The organism is Acidithrix ferrooxidans (genome assembly GCF_000949295.1).
Classification (GTDB): domain Bacteria; phylum Actinomycetota; class Acidimicrobiia; order Acidimicrobiales; family Acidimicrobiaceae; genus Acidithrix; species Acidithrix ferrooxidans.
Genome location: NZ_JXYS01000032.1, coordinates 1 through 23274, shown reverse-complemented (window position 1 = coordinate 23274; position 23274 = coordinate 1). Strand labels below are relative to the sequence as shown.

At 47.5% G+C, this 23274-nt stretch carries 12 protein-coding genes and 3 pseudogenes; 8 read left to right on the top strand and 7 right to left on the bottom strand.

What is annotated here, in order from left to right; all coding sequences use genetic code 11:
• Positions 1-110: 110 nt before the first annotated feature.
• The 3 genes from AXFE_RS07110 to AXFE_RS18370 all read right to left on the bottom strand — a co-directional run bounded on the left by AXFE_RS07110 (position 111) and on the right by AXFE_RS18370 (position 4194).
• Positions 111-1952, bottom strand: a complete 1842-nt coding sequence (locus AXFE_RS07110) for an ATP-binding cassette domain-containing protein (protein ID WP_160291759.1) — start codon at positions 1950-1952, stop codon at positions 111-113.
• A 238-nt stretch (positions 1953-2190) separates the two neighbouring features.
• Positions 2191-3102, bottom strand: a complete 912-nt coding sequence (locus AXFE_RS07105; RefSeq protein WP_082058555.1) for an extracellular solute-binding protein — start codon at positions 3100-3102, stop codon at positions 2191-2193.
• 105 nt (positions 3103-3207) lie between these two features.
• On the bottom strand, positions 3208-4194 hold the full coding sequence (locus AXFE_RS18370) for a substrate-binding domain-containing protein (protein WP_235347696.1): 987 nt from the start codon (positions 4192-4194) through the stop codon (positions 3208-3210).
• 955 nt (positions 4195-5149) lie between these two features.
• On the opposite strand from AXFE_RS18370, the gene AXFE_RS07090 reads away from it, so the two are divergent.
• Positions 5150-6499 (top strand): hypothetical protein, encoded by a 1350-nt coding sequence (locus AXFE_RS07090; protein ID WP_052605201.1) that lies wholly within the window; start codon positions 5150-5152, stop codon positions 6497-6499.
• 1832 nt (positions 6500-8331) lie between these two features.
• On the opposite strand, the gene AXFE_RS07080 is transcribed toward AXFE_RS07090, so the two are convergent.
• Together AXFE_RS07080 and dnaE are read right to left on the bottom strand one after the other, a co-directional pair.
• Positions 8332-9009 (bottom strand): hypothetical protein, encoded by a 678-nt coding sequence (locus tag AXFE_RS07080; protein WP_052605199.1) that lies wholly within the window; start codon positions 9007-9009, stop codon positions 8332-8334.
• Between the two features lie 182 nt (positions 9010-9191).
• Positions 9192-12746, bottom strand: coding sequence for a DNA polymerase III subunit alpha (gene dnaE, locus AXFE_RS07075; protein ID WP_052605198.1), 3555 nt, complete (start codon positions 12744-12746; stop codon positions 9192-9194).
• 1155 nt (positions 12747-13901) lie between these two features.
• Here dnaE and AXFE_RS07070 point away from each other — a divergent pair.
• The 3 genes from AXFE_RS07070 to katG all read left to right on the top strand — a co-directional run bounded on the left by AXFE_RS07070 (position 13902) and on the right by katG (position 19287).
• Positions 13902-15011, top strand: coding sequence for an NDMA-dependent alcohol dehydrogenase (locus AXFE_RS07070; RefSeq protein ID WP_052605197.1), 1110 nt, complete (start codon positions 13902-13904; stop codon positions 15009-15011).
• Positions 15004-16476 (top strand): glycosyltransferase, encoded by a 1473-nt coding sequence (locus AXFE_RS07065; protein WP_052605196.1) that lies wholly within the window; start codon positions 15004-15006, stop codon positions 16474-16476. The genes AXFE_RS07070 and AXFE_RS07065 overlap by 8 nt, the downstream gene beginning before the upstream one ends.
• 609 nt (positions 16477-17085) lie before the next feature.
• Entirely contained in the window at positions 17086-19287 is a 2202-nt protein-coding gene (gene katG, locus AXFE_RS07060; protein ID WP_052605211.1) for a catalase/peroxidase HPI, read from the top strand.
• Positions 19288-19788: 501 nt separating this feature from the next.
• On the opposite strand, the pseudogene AXFE_RS21365 reads toward katG, so the two are convergent.
• Positions 19789-19893 (bottom strand): annotated as a pseudogene (locus AXFE_RS21365) (IS1595-like element ISAxf1 family transposase); the annotation flags it as partial.
• Between AXFE_RS21365 and AXFE_RS18365 the strand changes: the two are divergent.
• Positions 19875-20059: pseudogene (locus tag AXFE_RS18365) on the top strand (SPFH domain-containing protein); the annotation flags it as partial. The pseudogenes AXFE_RS21365 and AXFE_RS18365 overlap by 19 nt on opposite strands.
• 3 nt (positions 20060-20062) lie before the next feature.
• Positions 20063-20284 carry a hypothetical protein gene (locus AXFE_RS07055; protein ID WP_052605195.1) on the top strand — a complete coding sequence of 74 codons (222 nt, stop codon included), beginning with the start codon at positions 20063-20065 and terminating at the stop codon, positions 20282-20284.
• Between the two features lie 390 nt (positions 20285-20674).
• On the opposite strand, the gene AXFE_RS07050 is transcribed toward AXFE_RS07055, so the two are convergent.
• Positions 20675-22129: a phospholipase D-like domain-containing protein gene (locus AXFE_RS07050; RefSeq protein WP_052605194.1), complete on the bottom strand. Its 1455-nt coding sequence runs from the start codon at positions 22127-22129 to the stop codon at positions 20675-20677.
• Positions 22130-22535: 406 nt separating this feature from the next.
• Between AXFE_RS07050 and AXFE_RS07045 the strand changes: the two genes are divergently transcribed.
• Both AXFE_RS07045 and AXFE_RS07040 read left to right on the top strand, forming a co-directional pair.
• The gene (locus AXFE_RS07045) at positions 22536-22874 is read left to right on the top strand and encodes a transposase family protein (protein WP_052605193.1); all 339 of its coding nucleotides are present in this window, start codon (positions 22536-22538) and stop codon (positions 22872-22874) included.
• Positions 22875-23065: 191 nt separating this feature from the next.
• Positions 23066-23274: pseudogene (locus AXFE_RS07040) on the top strand (hypothetical protein); the annotation flags it as partial.

Sequence of the window (23274 nt, the reverse complement as noted above, 5' to 3'; positions counted from 1 at the left end):
ATCCCGGCCATATCTAATGCCAGACTTACCTGGTCCCCTTCAGTGCTACAAGCCAATCAGATAAACCCAAATTGAGGCCAAGCAGATTCGTTAATCACGGCCCTTAGCTATTACTCTGGGGGAAACCTAAAATATCTCTCTTTTCTTATACCGACACCGACGATCTCGCCATTTTGATAAGCGGTAATGCGCTCAGGTGGAATCCATCCTGAAATAGTATTTTCCCCATTGCTAAGGGTAACCAATCGACCACGGGTTGAAGGACGTGTCTCAACCACCTGATAATCTCCAAGAACCTTTAGCCCTACTTCGACAAGTACATCAATGGGAGCTAGCACAACATCACTCGAGTAGAAATAGGCCCGATCACCCAATGAACCATTTCCTTGTTGGTCGCGATCGATAATGATGTTATCAAATCCGGCTATCCCCGCTACAGCCCGATTGTAAGGAGAGTCGATAATCTTTGAGGGAGTCCCTTGCTGTAGAACCTCACCGTGACTCATAACCACGATGGAATCCGCCAGATAAAGTGCCTCATCCACATCATGGGTCACCATGATCAGATATGGGGTCTTTGACTTGACGTGCTCGGCTAATAGCGACAAAAAAGAGCGCCTGAGTGCGAGGTCCAATGCGGAGAGGGGTTCATCCAAAATAAGCAGCTTGCCACCACTGCACATTGCCCTAGCGATCGCTGCTCGTTGGTACTGTCCGCCTGAGAGCTCCTTTGGCATACGCCCCCGTAGCTCCAAAATATCTAACCCCTCTAATACTTCAGAGATCTCCAGATCCGAACCAGAGACATCAATGCAAAGGCGCAGATTTTGCTCCACAGTCATATGTGGCCATAGGCCAAGGCGCTGTGGTACATAACCAATAGAAGATTGAAGGGCCCCAGATAGAGGACCATCGATGGAGAGCTTCACGCCGTTTATGCGATGGTTGGCCAGAGAATGCAGGGTAAGAGTCTTTCCCGATCCACTTGGACCCAAGATTACGCTGCATCCTGGTTCGATAGTGAAATTGATGTCCAGCTCAAAACCGCCTACAGTTCCCTCGACCGATATAAAAGAAGCACCATCCACAAAGTCACCGCGTTCGACCTTTGAATTGGACTGATATCGCTTCTTAGCTTGGTTGCGGAAGTAGGAAAATCCACCCTCAATAAACTTGGTGGGCCATGCAATTCGAGATATCAAATAGGCAACGGTGCCGGAGATGACCAGAGTCACAAGAACCGGTGTGACCGTCGATGGTAGTCCAGCTCCCTCGAAGGAGACATAGGTGTAGATAGGGAGTGAAGTAGGGTTATAGGCAACCAAAAGGACTGCCCCGAATTCGCCAAATCCCCTTAGGTAACCAAGGACCAAAGAAGATCGAATCGCTGACCATACCATAGGCAGATAGATTGAGAGGAGGCGTCGATTCAACTTCATCTTCAGCGAATCTGCAACTACCATTACCTCCTCATCCAAAAGGGCGAATGCGCCGCGTGATCCCTCTATGACATATGGGACACTAGCAAAGAGCTGGGCAATGGTGATGGCGATTAGCGTATTGGTGAGGCGTCCGTGAAAAACCTTGCCGATCGGAGAATTCGGGCCAAAGACAATCAACAGCATTATACCAGCAACCAGCGGTGGAACTCCTAGCGGCAAACGAAGAACAAATCCAAGAAATGCCACGCCCTTACTAGTCGCTCGGGAGATGAAAAAACCAGTTGGAATTGCGATTATCATTCCGATGGTGATGGCGACCAGAGACGGAACTACTGAATTCACCACTGCACTAAAGAGAGACGACCACAGAATAGGCGCGGAATGATGTATCAAAAAGTAATATGCGAGTCCCAGGATTGGAAAAACAACAAAGGCGATACAGATAAGGGCCAAGACACCAAAAGATAGAGAGTTCCCCGTTCTATCTCTAGTGATAAACTCCGCGCGCAATCTACCTCCTGTGGCTACAAGCCCAATACCAACAATAAGACAATCTATTTGTAAAACGGGTTTTGACGAAGAAAAAGATACCTTCAAATTGAAAATCGGCTCCGACCTAGCCACACTGAGCCACATTTGGATGGTACTTTCTTGAGATTATCCCAAGAAAGTACCATCGCAGCCCTCACAAGAACTCCCACCTTTTTTGATGGATAAGATCTGAACTTGAGATTTACGCAGAAGTATCTTACAAGGCAAGGCCCTTAGGTGCCTTTGCTAGACTCCCCGTAACAGTCGGAGATTCAGGGACAAGGCCAACCTCTTTTAGAAGCTTCTGGCCCTCGGGCGAATAAAGGAAGTTCACAAAAGCAACTGCTTGGGCCGAATCAGGTGCTCCTGTCAAAATGCTTATCGTAAAGTTGGCCCCAAGGTTTAGCCCCGTCGGCACCGTTGGGATCTTGGCAAATGCTGCCTCATTCGAATAGAAGAAGCCCACATCCAACTGACCAGAGGTGAGGCGACTCACAAGTGCCTCTTCAGGAAATACCTGAGCTGGATTCTCTGCTGCTCCCAAGATCGACGATGTCAAAGACGGATTGCCCAAGATGGCCGATTCCTTAGCAAATAACTCAAGAGTTAGTTTGCCCTTGGGGTCTATAGCTGGATCAGTTCGACCAATCTTGATACCTGGTTTAGCTAGCACCGTGTACCACTTTTGGCTCTTTAGCGCCGGAGCAAAAGATGAACTTGGATTGTATCCAATTACCAAGGGAGCAGTACCCAAAGCGGCATACCAGGTCTCAAGGTTTTTATTGGCAGCCCCCATAAGAGGATCGTTAGCGCTTCTGGCCGCTGAGATAAAGACGTCAAAGGAAGAAGTTCCGGACTTGATTTGATTTACCAACCCCGTTGAACCACCTGGCAACCCGGAAAAAGTTACGCCTGTAGCTTTTTGAAAGGCGGGGCCTATCTTTTGGACCATGGCTCCCACCAACGACCCCGCATAGGCAACCTTAACTGTTCCTCCAATAGAGGTCGTCGTCGGTGATGATGTGGTAGCCGGAGAAGAGGCCGCCGAAGAGGCAGCTCCATTTCCACACGCCGCCAAAACTGAACTTAGTGCCACCGCACTAAATACTACTTTTAATTTTCCATTCATTAAAAAAACGCTCCAAATTCGATCCGAGATAGGTGGTAAATAAGTCACTTGGACTTCAAGGTGTCAATAAATTTTCCAGAATTGGAGATAGATCAAGCCCAGCCTCTAGGCTGCTACGGCATAGCCTGGCACGCCGGATAATAGCTTCCGAAAGTCGCCGCCATGAATCTCCTCCAAAGCTCTTGAAACATCTAGGTCATCTAGCGAAGAGCTCGGAACGACCAACCAAGAGGTCTGTCGATCGAGGGTGATAAAGGATGCGCCACAAAGTCGCGCGACAGATTCGGCAACCAAAGAGGCGTCATAGATCCCAAAACGAACTGCATTGGTAGCAGAGATATGAGAGTCAAAGGATAATTCTGGATTGGGCGTTACCCCAAAACGATTAGCCAACTCATCGGTATATTCTCGAACTCCAGATCCTATCGACCGATATGCAAAATTGACAGTCGGACGAAAGATATCTTCAAGTCTCCTAAGGTGATTAGGATTACCGTCCTTAGTAACCATTACCAGATTCCAACTAGCAACCTCAAGGGTCAAATAACCCGGGAATGCTCCTAGTTGCGGATGGCGCCCAAAAGGTAGATGAATCAGACCAAAGTGAGAGTCACCTCCGCGAACTCGCGCCAAAGCCTCACTGTTTTGAACTGACCACCAAAGGCAACTGACAGGGATCCGATGGGACAAAAAATTAACTATCGCTCCAAGAATTGGATCACAACCGTCAAAGAAGAGCGCGCCACTCTCACTCGCTTGGTAGTCACCGGACTGGCTCAACCTGGCATTTGGAATCTGCCACGCGCTATCCAATACTCCTTTTGGCATAGCGCGAAACTTCTTGAGACCATTGATCTCGCCCCAGGCAGCTGGACCGTCAACAGGGTTCGTCTCTAGAGCTGGACTTCCGACACCAAAGACCTCCTCCACTGTCGAAGAAAGTATTCGGGCTATACCCAAAGCTAGACCAACTTTTGGATTCTCATCACCTCTTTCGATGTTGGACAACGTCTGACGAGTGACACCAAGGGTGGCCGCCATCTCGCGTTGGGATATCCCTAACTGCTTTCGCCTTGTCGCAATATCTAGCAATAAAATCCTCCAGAAGTTCGCTCTATCCCAATGCAGTGCCATTTAGGTAAAGTTTCCATTCCATAAATATTATCAAGGTAAAGCAAACTATACATGTCAATGGTGCAAGATTTAATCACCATGAAATAACTCATGTGAAAATCAGATTTCAAGGGATCAAAGCAGTCAAGAGATCACAAGCTCATAGCCACATCTTGAAAGATCACTCTCAGTCCAACTTTGGCGTTCGCAATGGCAACTACCACAAAAAAAGGCATCCATTACGAGATAGAAATCGGCAAGTTGCTGAATATCTAGGTGATATACGATACCAAAGAAAAGAACATTCCCTTGATCCAAGGATCGACTAAAGCAAATTCCCAGACCACCATGCGATCCACCGGCGGACCACTATGTTAGCAAACCGAGAAACGATCTGGTTTTTCCAAGTGGTGTTAGAGGCAATGGTCGCATTTACCTATTACAAAAAGTTAGCCAAGAGAAAATCGTCGACTCATCACGATAGCGAACCTAATAGGTCGATTCAACGAACAAAAATCAATCGCACTACCAGATAGGCAGAGCATCCAAATAAGCCTTTAACGTCTAGTGATTTGCGTCGCGGTCAAGAAACTCGAAAAAGTCCCCAGTTGCAAAGATTAAAGCAATGGCACATTCGATCGTCCCAACCCCAAAAAGATTCGGCTTCCGCATCTCCACTTCAAAGAAAAGCTTGGCTCCTTGTCATGGTAGTTTTATCGCCTTTAGATTGGGCTTTTTCATTGGTCACTCTTGGTTACGGCCCCGAAGAAGAAAATGGCTTATCTTTCCACAGCAACTGGTGGGAAAACCTCCCAAACCGTTGAAATCGGTGCATTTCACTCAAATATGTAGTCAAATCTCCGAAATTTATTACTAATAGTGAATTCATGCCGATATATGGTGCATAGCCCCGCGAAAAAGAAATAGGGACGGCATGAGAGCATTGAAAAAACCAATCCTAGGAGCAAGCCTTCTCCTTGGTGCTGCGTCGATAGTAAACCCGCCCTCGCTACCGCAAAATACCAACTACCTTAGCGCTGGCGAACAAATTAGCTCAACCACCCACGTAGCGTACCGGCCATCAAGCAATAGTTATTCAAATGCAGTGGTAGGAGTAGCCCCGACACCTGGTAGAAACGGGTACTGGGCAGTTGAGAGCAACGGAACTTTAAAAACTTACGGAAGCGCTCTTGGTTATGGATCCTTGGCTGGTACCAAGCTAAATCAACCAATCGTTGGAATCGCAGCTACTCCAGATGGAAAGGGATACTGGCTAGTGGCGGCAGATGGTGGGATATTTACCTTTGGAGATGCTGGCTTTTATGGATCAACTGGAGCAATCAAGCTAAATCAACCAATCGTTGGAATGGCAGCTACTCCAGATGGAAAGGGATACTGGCTAGTGGCGGCAGATGGTGGGATATTTACCTTTGGAGATGCTGGCTTTTATGGTACTGCCAGCGCTGGAAAAGCCTTAATTGCCAGCAAGGATGGGAAAGGGTACCTTATCTTAGACGACCAAGGTTCCCCAACCTCATTGGGCGACGCGAAAGTTATAGCTGGCGCTCCAGTTGTATTTGGCAGCCCAACAACGCCAACACCGACCACAAACCCCAGGTTATTGCTCCCACCCAAAAATCCTACAGGTAACATCGCGGCCTCTCCGAACTTTGCCACTACATGCTGGCAAAGCCCCAACTCTGGTGCCTGTCAAAATCTCGAGGTAGCTGCATTGGACAGCGCAAGGCTGAATTCCGAGGGACTCGCTCCTTTCACCTTACCTAGCAACTTTGCAACTTTGAACCCAGCCGAACAGACGCTCGTGATTATCGACATAGAGAGGGGCTCCCGAGGCCTTCCAATCTTTGTCGGCCTCGTCAACCAACTCAACGTTGATGCATCCCGAGGAGCCGCTATGGCAACTGATCCCAATTACGCAATGGAGACCATACCAGGAGTGACTGGCTACTATGGCTACGGATCAATTTGGGCCGAAGACTACAGCGCCCTAGCTGCTGACTACGACTGGATGTACAACGATGGACTAGGAAGCGGAAACCTAGATTGTACTGCGAATAATACCAGTGGCTGTTGGGGCCATCGTGATAATATTCTTCATTCCGCTCCCGGTTACCAACTCATCATGGGGGCCGGATACCAAGCCATGAACGGAATGGTCTCACTCGCTCAGATTTTTATCGCGATACCACAAAACGACGTGATACCAGCTAGCGACTATAGCTATACCTGGAGCCAAGCGGTTGCTGCCGGCGCCAGTTTCTAAATTATCTATCGATAAATTACCGATCGGCGAGATGAATTTAGATCCTAACAACCATGATGATAGATGACCCCGGTTATCCACAGGTCCAATGAGCAGTCCAATCAACTGCACTTTTGTCTGATTATTCAAGCAATATTGCTACCGTACTCTGGGCCAATCGCTACTTCAAGATAGGTCAGGCGTAGCATCAACGATTTATCAGAGTTAACTCAATTCGTAAATGTGATCGTCGATCGGGCATAAACCGACATAAATTATCGATTGGTCAGAATCCCTACAAACTGATTAGCACAAGGGCTTCTTCAGATTCCAAGATGGCCGCTAATTCGAGTAACGCAGAACCATATGCCAGTAAAGTAATTGATGCTGCGATCGCGCCCAAGAACCAGTGGTGGAGCATTCATTTTGTCTACCACCTATATTTCTTGATAAGTCGGCTGACTATTCCTATTCTTTGGACCATCTCGCATAAATCTTTGAACACAGCACCAGTACTTTTAACCATCTCGCCGAAATCTTTGGACCAGACTTTCCTGATCCGTCAAGCCTATTTCCAAGGTCCCTTATTTAATGGCTAGATGGCTGGTTTTTTGATATTTATTGGCACATAGTCCTCCCGTTGTTGGATCAGAAAGTCATCTTCGGCTTTTCTGAGGATTATGGACGACTCTAAGCCAGGAGTAGCACAAAGGGTAGCTGATTCCAATAAGTAGTTTCGAAGGCATATGCCACATAGATACGGCAGCGTTGATTGAGTCAGCAGTAAGCGGATCTCCAATAGAAAACCCTACTCCTATTTCTTTATTTGGAGTCTTAAACTGATTTGCGAAATCGTCAAATACAGTTCGGCTTATTCGAAGCCAGTTATTTAGGTAGGCACCGTTCTCCTGGATTGCTTGGGCGAGAGCCGCAAGTGTGGGAACGTTGAAAAATGCACAGGCTCCCCAAAGGAAATCTGCTTCAAAAGCATTCGGGTAATTCCCGCCTCCACCATAGTATTGCGCGAGGGTCTCGTCGCAGGCGGGTCGATTTATCCCATCGTACTAAAGCGAAACACTTCCTGATGTAGGATTTGAGCAACCACAAGCTAACTACTTATTTCAACCTCCAGAATGGTAAGTAATCAGCCGACGACCCTCAGTGTCGACCTCACCCTGGACAGTTATTTAAAAGTATTTGGTAAGGGCGGAGAAGTTGATGATTCAACAATGCAATTAGATAACGCATCGTCGGATCGATCCTAGGATGGATCTATGGACAACCATAAAGAAGATACCTCAGCAATATAGCTTCCCCCAAAGGCCACCAGAAGATTAATTTCCACGAGCTACAAAGCTCGGATACTCAAAGAGTACGATTCTCTAGACTCCGAAGGCAAAAGTCCCCTACTTAGATGGGAAGGGTTGCATAGCTCCCACATGTCGAGATGGTGCAAGCATTTGGGCTTGAAGGTCGATCTATCACTTGCCAAGCCACGGGGACCAAGGCCCAAATCTAATAACTCCAAGGCTAAAACGCTGGAGAAGGCAAATGAGCGCCTCTCCAAGGAGCTCAAGCGAACAAGGACGGTGAGTGAGGTTCAGGAAAAACTATCGGCGCTCTTAGGGGAGCTCTCAATAACGAGCACAATGAAGTCCCAATAACAATTATCCCCTGCCTCTAATTTTTTATTAGAGAAAAAGAATAATACTCATAATTTAATTTACCTTGGCATTAATCTGCTGAAATGAGATAAATATCAGCTAAAGAGAAGCTACCAACCCCGAAACGCGTCTTCTCAAACATTTTCGGGGCAAGCAAATCATCTTTTAGGCAACCTGGCCCGTAAAAGATCAGTCGTCAGTAGCTACGAACTTGGCCAATTCTTCAGCCATAATCCATCCAAATGCAATCAGCGAGTCATTCTTTTGAGACTCTAGTGGTGTAAAAAAATCTGCAAAATCTGCATAGACCGAAGATCGAACCGCTGGCTCATAACCGGAATAACCAGTAATCTCACCCGTTCCAGAAAAGATAAATGTGCGATCATCTACCCTATTTTCACTTCCATATCGCCGGGCTAGGCGTCGAGCCCAAGCTCGCTCCTCACCAGTCGGTTTATGACCTGGTTTTGGAACTATATCTTCGAGATCTTCGAAGATCTCAAAAGCTCCAACATCAAGAAGCTTTGATCCCATCAAAACATCTTCATCAGGAAAGGCTAACAGCGCCTTTTTGAATTGACCCTCTCTGACCCGATAGAGCGTCTCTCGTGCCTGAGGACCTCTCTCGACTACGAGAGCACCAATAATAATTGCAGGCGTTCCACCAATTCGCTCAAGAGTGTAAAATGAAAAACCCCTAAGTCGACCATCAACTTTGACCTCTGTAACTAAGACCCACTCTTCACGAGCCTTTGAGAGGTAACCAAAATCTAGGTTGACTTCACTGGATGCCACAAGTTCCGCCATTGCGTCAAGTTCGCCATCGCTTAAAAGTGAGCAATCACGAGTCGTTATCTCGACAGACATAAGCCCCACAGTCTCCTTGGATTAAGACCAGGAATCGAAACGTTCCCTTCTACAAGCCTAGTCCGAAATGCCAAATGTCACATCGTTAGGCGTCCATCCAATGGCTAAAGCCAGGGTCTTAGACCTCTCCAATGTGCCCAAGGAGCCCTTGAGCTGGGTAATCATTCTATGGCCGGGTTAATCTAAAGAACGATACTTTCGGAATTTAAAAACTCCCTGAGCTCGCCAATTAAGCTTCCGGAGTCGACCTTGACCCTAATCTCTCCACTTAGGTCATAGAGGAGACCTCCTGCCTGAAGTCGCACCATGGAATTCCCAGGATGGCGCTCCAGAGTCGCGCGAATGGCCCCAAGTAACTCTGACGTTACCTGGGATGCATCCAAGCGAATCGTCAGCGAATCATTAAATTCACTAGAACGATCTATCTCCTCGAAGGAAGAGGCGATAAATTTGGCTTCATCTTCCCTGAAATCCATCCGTCCCTTTACCAAAACAAGCTTGTCATCTTCGAGCATCGTTCCATAGTCAGCCATGACCCTTGCAAAGACAAAGACGTCCATAGAGCCGGTCAGATCCTCCAATGAAAAATTGCCCATTAGTGCACCCTGTTTTGTATACCTCTTTGAAAGGTTGGTGACAACACCGCCAATTACCATCATCTCATTCTCACGTGGGGTGCCCTTTAGATCCGAGAGTTCAGCAATGATGTTATCAGTCTTGCTCTTTATGAACTTCTCATATCCACTGACTGGGTGGTCAGAAACGAACATGCCAAGCATCTCTTTTTCAAAGCTGAGGACATCTCCCTTCGTATCTTGAAGATCTGGCAGTACGATATCAAATCCAAGTGAAGGCTTGCCATCGTCAGATGGGGCATCAAAGAGGCTCATTATGCCGTCTAAATCTTCCTTACGCTTTCGGATGGCTCGTTCAATCACATTCTCATAGACGGCCATGAGGCTCTTTCTGGTGTGGCCAAAGGAATCAAAAGCGCCGGCTTTTATCAAAGATTCAATCAATCGCTTGTTTAGCACGCTGGGGTCAACCCTAGCGAAGAAGTTCTCTAGGTTCTCGTATGGCCCATTTACCTTCCTCTCTGCAACAATAAGTCCGACAACGTTTTCCCCAACGTTTCGAATTGCAGATAGACCAAAGCGAATCGACAGATTGTCGCCATCGATAACGGGCCAAAAGTCCGAACGAGACTCATTTATATCAGGTACCAAGATTGCAATGCCATGTTCTTTGGCATCGGCTAGGAGCATCCCTGTCTTATTTTTATCGTCCATGACCGACGTTAAAATGGCTGACATGTATTGAGATGGAAAATGAGCCTTTAGATAGGCAGTTTGATATGCCACAAATCCATAGCCGAAAGAGTGAGACTTGTTGAAGGCGTAGTCTGCAAAGGGTTCGATAATGTCAAAAAGTGTATCTCCGAGGGCCCGGCCATACCCAGCAACGTCACACCCGTTGACAAACTTCTCTCGATGCGCAGCAATCAATTCTCGAACCTTTTTACCGCAGGCCTTTCTCAAGTCATCTGCTTCAGCTAGGGTGTAGCCGGCAAACTTCTGCGCCACCTTCATGACAGACTCCTGATAGATCATCAGTCCATAGGTGTCGCCCAAGATCTCCTCTAGATCCGGATGCTCATAGTTGATTGGCTTGCGACCATTTTTTCTATCCGCATAGTCGTTGTGCATATTAGCTGCCATCGGACCTGGACGATAGAGGGCGACGAGCGCTGCAATATCGTCAAAGGCCGTTGGCGCTAGGGACTTCATGAGGGCCCGCATCGGCTTACTTTCAAGTTGGAAGACTCCAATTGAATCCGCATCGCGCAACATAGCTAAAGTCTTTTCGTCTGCCATCTCGATGTTATCGATATCGACTTCTTCACCAGTTGTCTCAGCTATCAATGCAAGGGCGCGCTCAATCACCGATAAGGTTCGAAGGCCCAAAAAGTCCATCTTCAAAAGGCCTAGATTTTCAACACCATGCATCTCGTATTGAGTCACCACTGGAGCCGAATCCGAACTCGATCCAGCATCTGGCTTGCGTTGAATCGGTAGATATTCAGTCAATGCCTCATGGGTAATTACAACCGCTGCGGCATGGATTCCATCTTGTCGTCGAAGTCCTTCCAAGCCCGATGCAACATCCACAATCGTCTTAGCATCTGGATCACTCGCGATTATTTCGCGTAATTCAGCAGCGATCCGATATCCATCCTTATAAGCCTCGGTCTCAGTCAAACAAGCCCAAAGTGGTGTATCTCGCCCCATAACCAATGGCGGCATTGCTCTTGCAATCTTGTCACCGAGGGCATATGGCATCGATAGAACTCGCGCAGCGTCCCGAACAGCGGCTCGCGCCTTGATTCGAGAAAATGTCACGATCTGGGCCACGTGGTCATAGCCATATCTCTCAGAGGCGTAACGTATCATATCCTGGCGATATCGTTCGTCGAAGTCCATGTCAATGTCAGGCATTTGAATTCGTCCTGGATTCAAAAAGCGTTCAAAGAGAAGGCCGTACCGAATTGGATCCAAATCAACGATACCCAAACAATATGCTACGCAACACCCCGCCGCTGATCCACGACCGGGACCCACACGTATCTTGCTTCTTTTAGCAAATTGGATCAAGTCCCAAACGACCAAGAAATAGGCGCTGAATCCCATCCTTGAGATGACATCGAGTTCGTAATCTATACGCTCAATAACGGTTTCGGAGAGCTCCTGTCCATAACGCCCTCGCGCCCCCTCATAACTTAGTTCGCGCAGATAGGCCGATGCAGATTCATCGTAGCGCTCCTTTTGATATTGAATCGGCACAGGAAATTCAGGCAGTTTGGGCTTTCCAAACTCGATCTCAACATTGGCCCTCTCTGCTATTAGCAATGTATTGTCACATGCCTCTGGAACTTCGCTAAATAGCTCACGCATCTCCTGTGAGGTCTTTATGAAGTGCTCCTCACCTTCAAAACGAAAGCGCTTCTCGTCAGAGAGTGCTTGACCCGTTTGAATACAAAGAAGAGCGTCGTGGGCACGGTGGTCTTCTCGATGGGTATAGTGGGCGTCATTTGTCGCTAAAAGTGGAAGCTCTAGCTTCTTGGCCAATTCAATTAAAAGTGGGTTGGTCTTCTTTTGAAGTGCGATTCCATGGTCCTGGAGCTCAACAAAAAGGTTCTCCGGTCCAAAGATATCCTTTAACTTCGAGGCGTGATCATAGGCACCTTTGATATCATCTCTCGCTAGTGCTTGTAGTACCAGACCACCCAAACAGCCAGTTGTTGCGATTACACCTTCATGGTATTTCTCTAAAAGTTCGTAATCAAGACGAGGCTTATAGTAGTAACCCTCCAGGAAGGCCGCCGAAGAGAGTTTGATAAGGTTTTTATATCCCTGGTTGTTCTCAGCCAACAAGATAATGTGATAATAAAGCTTCTCTTTGGCATCGCGCTCGTTAGATTCGTCTACCTTACCCCGACGAGGAGGTCGCTCAAACCTAGAACCCCCGGCCATATAAGCTTCAATGCCAATTATGGGGTTGATCCCTTTCTTGCGCGCCGTCTCGTAAAACGGAAGCACGCCAAACATGTTGCCGTGATCCGTAATTGCCATCGCTGGTTGGCCATCTAAAACCGCCTTTTTAACGGCATCTTCGATTCGCGCCGCACCATCGAGCATTGAATATTCGGTATGATTATGCAAGTGTACAAACGAGTCCATTTTGGGCTACTCCATCCCTCTGAGTCAAGCACGTAATAGAGGTCGCGACTTTTTCCTTAGCTACCACACTAACTTTCAAGACCTCGACAAAAATCACCTCTACGACATTTAGTCGATAGCAAAGTGCCAGAATCAACCATGATCATAGGTTCAACTGCGACAAGCACCCTTGAGATATGGACTTTTATCAAATCCGTCCTCTCAAAGATATGACAAGAAACCTATTGCCCAAAGGACTTCGCCTCGAAGATATAAACCGAAAAGCACTTTGCCAAAGAATCGATCAAATTGATCAAAGAGTCAGATTCCGCCCCGACCACCCTCCTCCATGGCAACCCCAATTGCCAAAGTCACCCAAAAAACAACGAAAATCCCTTGTGAACCAACAAGTTGATCAGACAACACCTCCTAAAAACCTCTGGCGAACCAGAATCTGCCATCAGATCTCATGACGCCATTATCCAAACTGCGTGGCAGCTTGCTTTTATCCACATATCGACAAGAGGCCTAGGCCTTGGGATCAAACATTGACATCTGTCAGCTAGGTCTGGCAGATAGATCTTCAATCCATACAAAAAAAAGTAACCCGCAACCACAGAACCAAACAGCGTCAATTCAAAAGAGCAAGCATGAAAAAGCCAAACAATGCAAACAATTGTGAATCATCAAGAATTCGCCGAGCAATGACAATCGGGCTGACATAACAATTGTCTCAAGATCCACGGAGGCACCCCTGTTGTGATCGAATTAGTCAAAACAAATTCTCGCTCTAATTGCATCCAATTCAATCTGGAAAACAGATTGCCCCCAAATGGGTCACTCCAGAGGGATCATCGAATTCCAAATACACAAATCTCGACTGTCGCAACTAGATGCAACACATCACTTTCAAGGCGTGGTGGCAACGTCACCTCCAAGAGGCAAATAAGACTAAATGGGCAAAAATTACCCCCCCCGAATAAATTACTTGGTCTGAATGTGACTGATTTATCTCAAAATAGCCAAGTCAAGGTAGCGCAAGATCTTTCCATCGAGCCTTCTTGTGAAAATATTTAATAACTCGTATAGAAAATTGACCATCTTAAGATGCATCTATTGCGTATTATTAATTCAGGTATGGGGTCGCTGTGATCCCTCAAATGAACGGGGGGACCGTTGAAGACAAGTGCAGCAGTATTATGGGGGACCAATCAGGAGTGGAGCGTCGAAGAAGTAGAACTTGCCGATCCACTTTATGGAGAAGTCAGGGTAAAGCTAGCCTCATCCGGCCTCTGTCACTCGGATGAACACCTAGTTACCGGTGACTTACCAGCAGTATTGCCAATCGTTGGTGGTCACGAAGGGGCTGGCATCATAGAAGCAGTTGGACCTGGCGTTACCTCTTTGGCAGAAGGCGATCACGTCGTTCTAGGATTCATACCGTCTTGCGGTCGCTGTAGCGCTTGCTCTACGGGCCATCAGAACCTCTGCGAACTAGGCGCGTTGATCATGTCAGGTCAAGAAGTTGCCGGGGGCCAAAGAATTACAGCGCGGGGCCAAGGAATTGGGACCATGTGCTGCCTTGGAACTTTCTCACCTTATGTTGTCGTCCATGAGAGTTCGGCGATCAAGATTCGAAATGACGTACCACTGGACAAGGCTTCCTTGGTGGGTTGTGGCGTAACTACCGGAATCGGATCTGCTCTGTATTCTGCTGAAGTAAGAGCCGGAGACATCGTAGCTGTTGTAGGCGTTGGAGGCATTGGCACAAATGCAATCCAAGGGGCTAGATTGGCTGGCGCAAAGTTCATCGTTGCAATCGACCCGGTCGAAGCACGACGAGATTCCGCAAAGTTCTTCGGCGCTACCCACTCAGCCGCCAACCTAGACGAAGCTTTCGGACTTATAACTGAAATCTCCAATGGCCTTATGGCTAACTCAGCTGTAATCACTACCGGCGTCGGCGAGGGTCACTTGGTAGCTCCAGTAATGGCTCTGCTGGGCAAGAACGGAAAAGCCGTAATCACATCCATCTCTCCATTCTCACAAGTCGATGTAAAGCTAAGCCTCTTGGATATGACGCTCTATCAAAAGCAACTTCGCGGATCGCTCTTTGGCTCGGCTAATCCCCGATTCGACATACCAAAGATCCTTGACCTTTATATGGACGGCATCGTAAAGCTCGATGAATTGGTGACCGCGACCTACACTCTAGATCAAGTAAACCAAGGATATCAGGATATGCGTGACGGCAAGAACGTTCGTGGCATGATCCTCTTTGATTAATAGACTTTGGGACTCCTACAACTTTTCGCTACGCGAATGTGAGCTAGTCGGCCCAAACCTCATCTCTGTGCCCGCCAGGATAGCCCTCAAGCTCTCCGAGGCGGGCACTTTTGTGATCAAACGCGCACTTGAATCACCTATTTCTATCTCAACCCCGGCCGAGATACGTCTCTTTGAGAGGTTGCAGAACTTTGGCCTCGTCGCTGTCTCCCCCATGCCGTCCAAACAACTAAAAGCCAGAGATACATCTGTAATTATTCCTTGTTTTGATCCGCCAGATAGATTAAGAAACACCTTGAAATGCGCAAAGGAACTCAGATGCGCATTGGAGATAATTGTCGTCGATGACGGCTCTTGCTTTGTGTCCGAAAATAGAGCTATATCGGAGCAATTTGGAGCAAAGTTCATAGCATTAGATAAAAATTATGGTCCCGCACGGGCACGAAATGCCGGTGCTGCAAAGGCCAGCGGATCACTGCTTCTATTTTTAGATTGCGCTCTTAGTTTTGATTCGTCTCTAGATGAGACAGTCGCCCTTGTTTTGCCAGGGCTAATCGAGATCGCTGCCCCCAGGATCCGAACCCTTGACTCTTGGGACACGGCGCCAGGTAGGTCCATTAAAAAACTGATAGATAACTACGAAAGCACCAACTCCGCGCTAGATCTAGGCGAGCGAGAAGGTTTTGTTGGATCGAAACGATCCTGTAGCTATCTGCCCTCAACTGCCATAGCGATAGTCAAGGAGACCTTTTGTGCTTTGGGGGGTTTTGATGAATCAATGCGTTTGGGCGAAGACGTCGATCTGATCAAAAGAGCACTGCTGGATCAAAGAACGATCTATTACAACGCCAAGAATACCGTCTCCCACCCAAGTAGAGATAGCCTTATATCCCTTTGCAAACAACGCTTTGGCTATGGACGCTCCAGTGGACCACTCGCAAAATTATATGGTCGCCAAATCAGCCATGAGGTAGTAGATGAATTTGCTCTGATCTCTATGTTTGCGCCTCTTCTAGGCGAGGCACTCAGGGCAGCGGCTGTTTGCCTAGATCGAAGACGAACAATTAAGTTACTAAACATAAATACGCGCCCTAATAGTAAGGAACTGATCGACATCTCAATGGTCGAAATGCGCCGATCGACCAAAAATATCATAAGATCGAGAGGAACATTTCTCCTAATAGGATCCTTAGTGTCCCCAAGGTTGCGACAATGGAGCATCAAAATTGCTGTGTTATATGGAATTTCAAATCTATGGGTCAACAAAAAAAACAACCATAAAATATCGCTTTTAGCAATCTCAGTGCTAGATGACATCTCCTATTCGATGGGGGTGGTAGCAGGAATGGTAACGGCTCAAACTCCGACAGCGATCAAACCAACCTTCAATCTATCATTTTCAAAGTCGCTCGCAAAGGCCGCTAAGGCAAAAGCCGCCCTCTATTTGAACTCCATAAAAAGCTAACTCAGTTGCGAACTGTAAACAATTGACCACAATGGCCCCAGCAGGTCTGAGCTAGTGGCACCACTCAACATTCAATTACAACGCCGCGCCACGGGAGATTTGTTGTCAATTGGAGCTTTAAATATCGCTCCGTGCTATTTGGTATTTGCAAAGTGGTGCTGTTGAGCTGTTCTTCAGGGTTATAGCTCGAAAACGGTTGGCCCCTCTGGGCTTGGCAGATACAACGACTAGAAGATCATTTAACTCAAATGATTCCCAGGGTATTGAACCCGACCAAAACCAAGGATAACTTAGATCATATGAAAACTATTTCCACATACGATCTATTGGTTTTGAGGGGCTTTATCTACAAAAGAGCCAAAACGCGAACTTTTTAGAGGATTCGGCTGTTATGAAAGGTGCAAGCAACCTAAGCATCGACCTTCTAACCATCAACCTTCCGTACAAGATCCTCCACACTAAGAGCAACAGGATCTCACTTCTCATCGACTAGAAATTAAATAACCAAAAGATAAGCAAGCAACCCGTAAAAGAGAGCTAAGTCAAAAGGATTCAGTTTTGAGATCCCAAGAGTCATCTCAGGAAACCAAGGAGAAAGGCGAAAAAATAATGACGGACCAAGGCGTGACGAATGAATGTCCCATACCAAAGCCATCTACGACTCTCGAAGCTCGACCGAACCAAGAATGGTGGCCCGACCAACTTAATCTACGCCACCTGGACAAGCACGAAGCAACTCGAACTCCATTAGGTGACGACTTCGATTACCCAGAGGCGATCAAATCCCTCGATATTGAAGGTCTAAGACGAGACATCTTTGAGGTTATGGCCACTTCACAAGATTGGTGGCCAGCAGACTATGGCCACTACGGACCACTTTTTATCCGGATGGCATGGCACAGCGCCGGCACCTATCGAACCTTTGATGGACGCGGAGGAGGTAGTCGTGGAACGCAGCGCTTTGCGCCTTTGAATAGTTGGCCAGACAATGTCAATTTAGACAAAGCGAGACGGCTACTTTGGCCGATAAAGAAGAAGTACGGTCGCACCATCTCATGGGCCGACCTGATTATCTTTGCTGGCAACTGCGCGCTAGAGGCAATGGGCGTAAAAACTGTCGGCTTTGGTTTTGGACGTCTAGACATTTGGGGACCAGAGGACGATACCTATTGGGGCCCCGAAGAGACTTGGCTTGGCGATGAAAGATATAGCGGAGATAGAGAGCTACAAAACCCCCTTGGGGCTGTTCAGATGGGGCTCATTTATGTCAATCCCGAAGGACCAAATGGAGATCCAGATCCCCTAGCCGCAGCAAAGGATATCAGGGAGACCTTTTCCCGTATGGCCATGAACGACGAGGAGACTGTGGCCCTAATTGCTGGTGGTCACACCTTCGGAAAGACCCATGGCGCGGTACCAAACGCTCAAACCTATGTTGGCCCAGAGCCAGAGGGTGCGTCCATTGAAGAGCTGGGCCTTGGGTGGAAAAACTCCTTTGGAAAGGGCAATGCAGACGACACCATGAGCAGCGGCTTAGAGGGAGCATGGACTAACAATCCGACGAAGTGGGATAACGGCTTCTTTGTAAACCTCTTTAAATACGACTGGGAACTCACCACAAGTCCGGCGGGTGCCAAGCAATGGACACCAAGTGACCCGTCGGCCAAGGGAGATGTGCCCGATGCCCACGATGTAACAAAGCGCCACGCTCCAATGATGCTCACTACAGATCTAGCCCTCAAGTTAGATCCAATCTATGGACCAATCTCTAGAGGCTTCTTAGAAAATCCATACGAGTTGGAGATAGCCTTCGCAAAAGCTTGGTACAAACTAGTCCATCGTGACATGGGGCCTATTTCGCGATATCTCGGACCCCTTGTCCCAAGTGAGCGAGAGATTTGGCAGGACCCTATTCCTAAGGGAGACTATGAGCTCATCGAAGGCAGCGATATTGATGAGCTGAAGCAAAGAATCCTAGATTCGAGCCTAACTATCTCTGAACTAGTCTCGACTGCTTGGGCTTCGGCTGTGACCTTCCGTGGAACAGATCGACGCGGTGGTGCAAATGGTGCGCGAATTGCCCTCGAGCCCCAGAAAAACTGGGAGGTGAATGAGCCAGATAAATTGGCCAATCGTCTACAGGTCCTCAAAGAGATCCAAGAATCCTTCAACAAAGATCAGACCTCCAATAGGGCAATCTCTCTGGCGGACCTAATCGTCCTTGGAGGGTGTGCGGCAATTGAGAAGGCCGCAAAGAAGGCAGGAATCGACATCAGTCTTGCATTTACTCCAGGACGAGGCGATGCGACCCAAAACGATACCGATGTCGACTCCTTCTCGGTGTTGGAGCCAACTTTCGATGGATTTCGCAACTACTACCAAAGCAACCACAAGCTAGCTCCCGAGCATCTCTTAGTCGAACGATCGGATCTATTGACTCTAACTTCGAAGGAGATGACGCTGTTAATAGGCGGACTAAGAGTCCTTGGTGCCAACTACGCCAGTTCTAGCCTCGGAGTCTTCACAAAAAACCCGGAGGCTCTAACCAATGACTTCTTCATCAACTTACTCGACATGAATATTGATTGGAAGCGTTCCTCATCGTCTGAGAACGTCTTTGTGGGACATGATCGAACGACTGGCGAAGTAACTTGGACCGCTACGCCAGTAGATCTAATCTTTGGTTCGAATGCTCAATTGCGCGCTATTGCAGAAGTCTATGCCAGCGAAGATGGCATAGAAAAGTTCGTGGCTGACTTTGCGAAAGCTTGGGTCAAAGTCATGAATCTTGACCGCTTCGGCAAAGCCTAAACAAAACAGGTTGGCGGTAGGCTTGCTTCAAACAGCCCTACCGCCAACTTTGTATCCAAAACTAGCATGCGACGACTAGATCTCATTTAGCCTTATTGCTTTCGGGTTCTGACGAATGCGGCTTTGACAAAACGCCTCAGAAACAACCGCCCATCGCCATTGATCCGAAAACTAACTCGTGTGAAAATAGGCCCTGTGGAAGAAGAGAGACCGTTCGGCCTTTGCTCTGATGCCATCTAGCCATTAAATCAAATTCACTAAAGTCAGCCTTGTTAGGCTTCATTCACTTAATTCGTACCTGACAAGGAAACGCTACGCAAGGCTCTCGCACTTAGACCACCACAGGATTACCCCCTACTACACGTTGGCTCTTTTCTCACCCAGACCATAAAGACAAAAACCGACACCAAAGTTTGTCAGGGTAATCCAGGACGATTCAAATCCCCTTCTTTAGTGGGCCACCTCTTCGAACTGGGTTTAGTTGATTTGGTTTCATACTTATCAAGTTTCGTAAGCAATAGCCATTTCAGACTCTGATTCGCGGATAAGCGGATGTGGAGACGCAAACACACATGTGTTGAGAAGTCGCTCGCTCTCGAATTGTCGATGGCGCAGTAGGGATGGTTAAATGGCACTCACCCGCCTTAGCGAACGAGGCATCGTCGAACTCGACGAAGAGCCTAAAGCGGCAATGGTGAGTAATTTAATGGTTGTTCTCTGTGATGACCAACCGGTTTCTCTGGTAGTTAACGCCGGGACCCTTTATTCTTAAGCAGTGGAAAGACGTAAGCAGGTTCTACTGCGCATAGATCCAGCGGTTCATGATGCACTAACTCATTGGGCGTTAGATGAGCTTCGAAGCATAAATGGACAGATCGAGATGATACTTCGACGAGCTTTTGTCGAAGCAGGACGAGTGCCTACAACTATACGACCACTACCTCAACGTGGCCGTCCGCCCGGCGAACAAACCCAAGATTTGGGTGACGCCTGGTAAATAAGCCGAAGTGAATCAAAATGTCGCGCAAGCGAACACTAAAACATTTTCCGCGCAACTTCGAATGCGCATTCTCTATCTTGTTTATCTCAGCCCTGTTGCTCTGTTGCATTATAAATCAATGAAAAATCTCGTCGATAAAAGACAAGGTTATCTACAAGAAATGGCCTACAAGGCTACTTGTAGGCCATTTAAATTAGAAAGAGCAATTTAGAGCTGTCAATCTTGAACTTTAATAATCGACAATGTGTCATTAAAAGCGGGGCGAAAAGTTATCTGCGATCTTGAAATCCCATAGATCTAATTGACTCTCAACGACCTGGCGGAGTTATCAGCTCGCTCTTTGAGATCACTATACTTATCGGACGGCAGATATAGGAGCAGGTCGCCCTAGCTCCGTGTCACGTAGACCACTTGACCATTTTGAAAATAAACCTTTCCAAATGAATAGATCCAAATTAACTCAGGAATCGAGTTGTAGACGTCTGATCCCGTTGATGTCGGGGAACCCCAAAGCGCTAAAACTTGACTCTCTGAGATTCCATCTGAAAGATATGGAATCGACTGTCCAGTTCCTGAAACACTTTGAGTCGCGGTAACTGGAATAGTCGAGGTAGTTGTGGTTGTCGGTGTCGAAGTGAAAGATGAAGCAGTCTGTCCAAGGGGAGTCGCAAGATTCCACTCGGTGTTAAACCACCCTAGAGCCGCGCTACGGATAGCTGGATCGCTCAGGATTACGCCAACTTCACGATTATTATCCAATGAGACGCTGGAAAAGTTCTGCGATCCTATGAAGGTCTCATTGGCGTTTATGATAAGTTTGGCGTGGACGTAGGGACTCTTGAGGATCCTAACTGCTACCCCACCTTGAAGCATAGCGTTGGCATATTGCAATTCGGAGTAGCTCAGATTATCAGGCAATAGCACTCGAGCGCTTGAGGAGTGAGCACTAATCAAACTATAGAGTGCGGATGCAGAACCCAACTCTTCAGCCATAATCGCTAATGGGCCAGGCGATGATAAAATCGACGATATCGCTGCAGATGCGCCGGGTGACACCACCAGTGCGCTGCGAACTGAGTTTCCCGCAGTGACGCCAATCCAGTCCGATTCAAAGATCTTATACAAACTAGATACAAGCAGTGGTGATGTAGTATCGACGGCATCTTCTAGGTTGTATGTCCCCATCGCGCTATAGGTGGCATTAGGAGAGCCAAAGATCGCCCCTTGTGATGCTCTACCAGGATCGACAACCATATATTTAGCATGATCAAATGAGTAAGATCCCGAAAACCTAGCCGGAGCAACCTTGATTTTTACAGGTGAGCCACTAAAGAGTGCCATCGCATTTCCGGGCGCAGCCGAATCTTTGTAGGGATTTCCGGCGACGATTACTTCAACCAATATGCCTCTTCTTGCCGCCGAGATAAGCGCGGATGCCAGCGTTTGATCTGTAAATAGATATTCATTTACAAAGATCGATACACTTGCCGAAGAGATCAAGCTGCTCCAGGGGCCAAGGCCATCTTGTGGCTCCGCAATAAAGGTAGTTTTACCATTTGAAGCCGCGGTCGCAGCCGACGTTGGAATAGTCGCCGCAGCCGACGTTGGAATAGTCGTCGCCGCCGATGTTGAAGGTGAGCTAACAGGGGATGCTTTGGTGGTTGAGCTAGATGAAACGTTACTCGAGGTTTTATGCGATTTAGGGCGCGTAGAAACCGAACTCCTAACTCCTAGCGTCGTCGAAGAGACGCTAGAACCTGCCAGGGAAGTAGCCGAACCACAGCTTGTAACAAAAAGGCCAAGCAGAGCGACTAAAAATACCGAAGTTCGACGGAAACTCACGAAACCTCCTTTGATAAAGATAGACCAAGGCTCCAATAGAACAACCACCGGCGAATCGATACCATGACGTTAGCGCATTGGTGTAACCAATCTAACGAGTCAACCACATGACGATCCCCCACCGAACAAGCATAGGTGTGGCCTTCACGTCATCTCTGGACTTGCTTTAGAGCCTTTGACCTATGCACACAGGACAGACTCGACATGCACGGATTTGACACCGTATCCAATTTTATGATTTCCAAAGAAACACCACTCGTGACTACTAGCCGACTATGACCTGTTAAGGGCACTTCGGATTTAACGGTGGCTAGAGGTTAAAGTTCCATTTTTATAAAGTCGCTTTGGAAGTGGTACAGGGGTTCTGCCAGAATGGGATTTGAACAACTCATGATGGAGAGCCCCTGTGGAAAAAGATCATAAAGCAATTTCTAAAATCTTGGTTGGTTTAGTTGATATTAATTTGATAGGCGTTGAAGATAATCTTGGTGAACCGCTCCATGTTCACATTGAGTGTTCTAATTCACAAAAGCAATGTCCAACTTGTGAAGGCAAAGTTCACCATAATGGCCTCAGAGTTGTTGAGGTTGTAGACCTACCGTCTTTTGGTCGCAAGGTTATTCTTTTTTGGTCTAAGCACAGATGGCGATGTGCAAACAAACACTGCCCCCAACCGTCTTTTAGTGATGATGATCCAAAAATAGCTCAATTTCAAATACCCACAAGGTCGTCTTCGCCTAAGTGATCGGGCGGCTAGATGGGCAACTTATGCTGTTGGAGCCCAGCGTCGTAGCGTTTCTTGTGTGGCTAAGGAACTTGGCTGTGATTGGCATACGATAAATGACGCAGTCGTTGCCTATGGAGCTGCATTGGTGGATGATCCTTCACGTTTTGGTGCTGTGGATGCTCTGGGACTAGACGAGGTCTTGTTCTACCGTGAAGGTAAGTATCACAAACAGAATTGGGCTACAACTATTTCTAGATGTGAGACGTGGTGTAGCTTTAGATGTTGTAGCGGGTCGAGGCGGAGCCAATCCAAAGGCTTGGATTGAAAGTCAAGAACAAAGCTGGCGTGATGGAGTTAAATGGGGAACCCTCGATCTATCTGGTGGTTACAAAGCCGTATTTAGAAAGGCTCTGCCAAA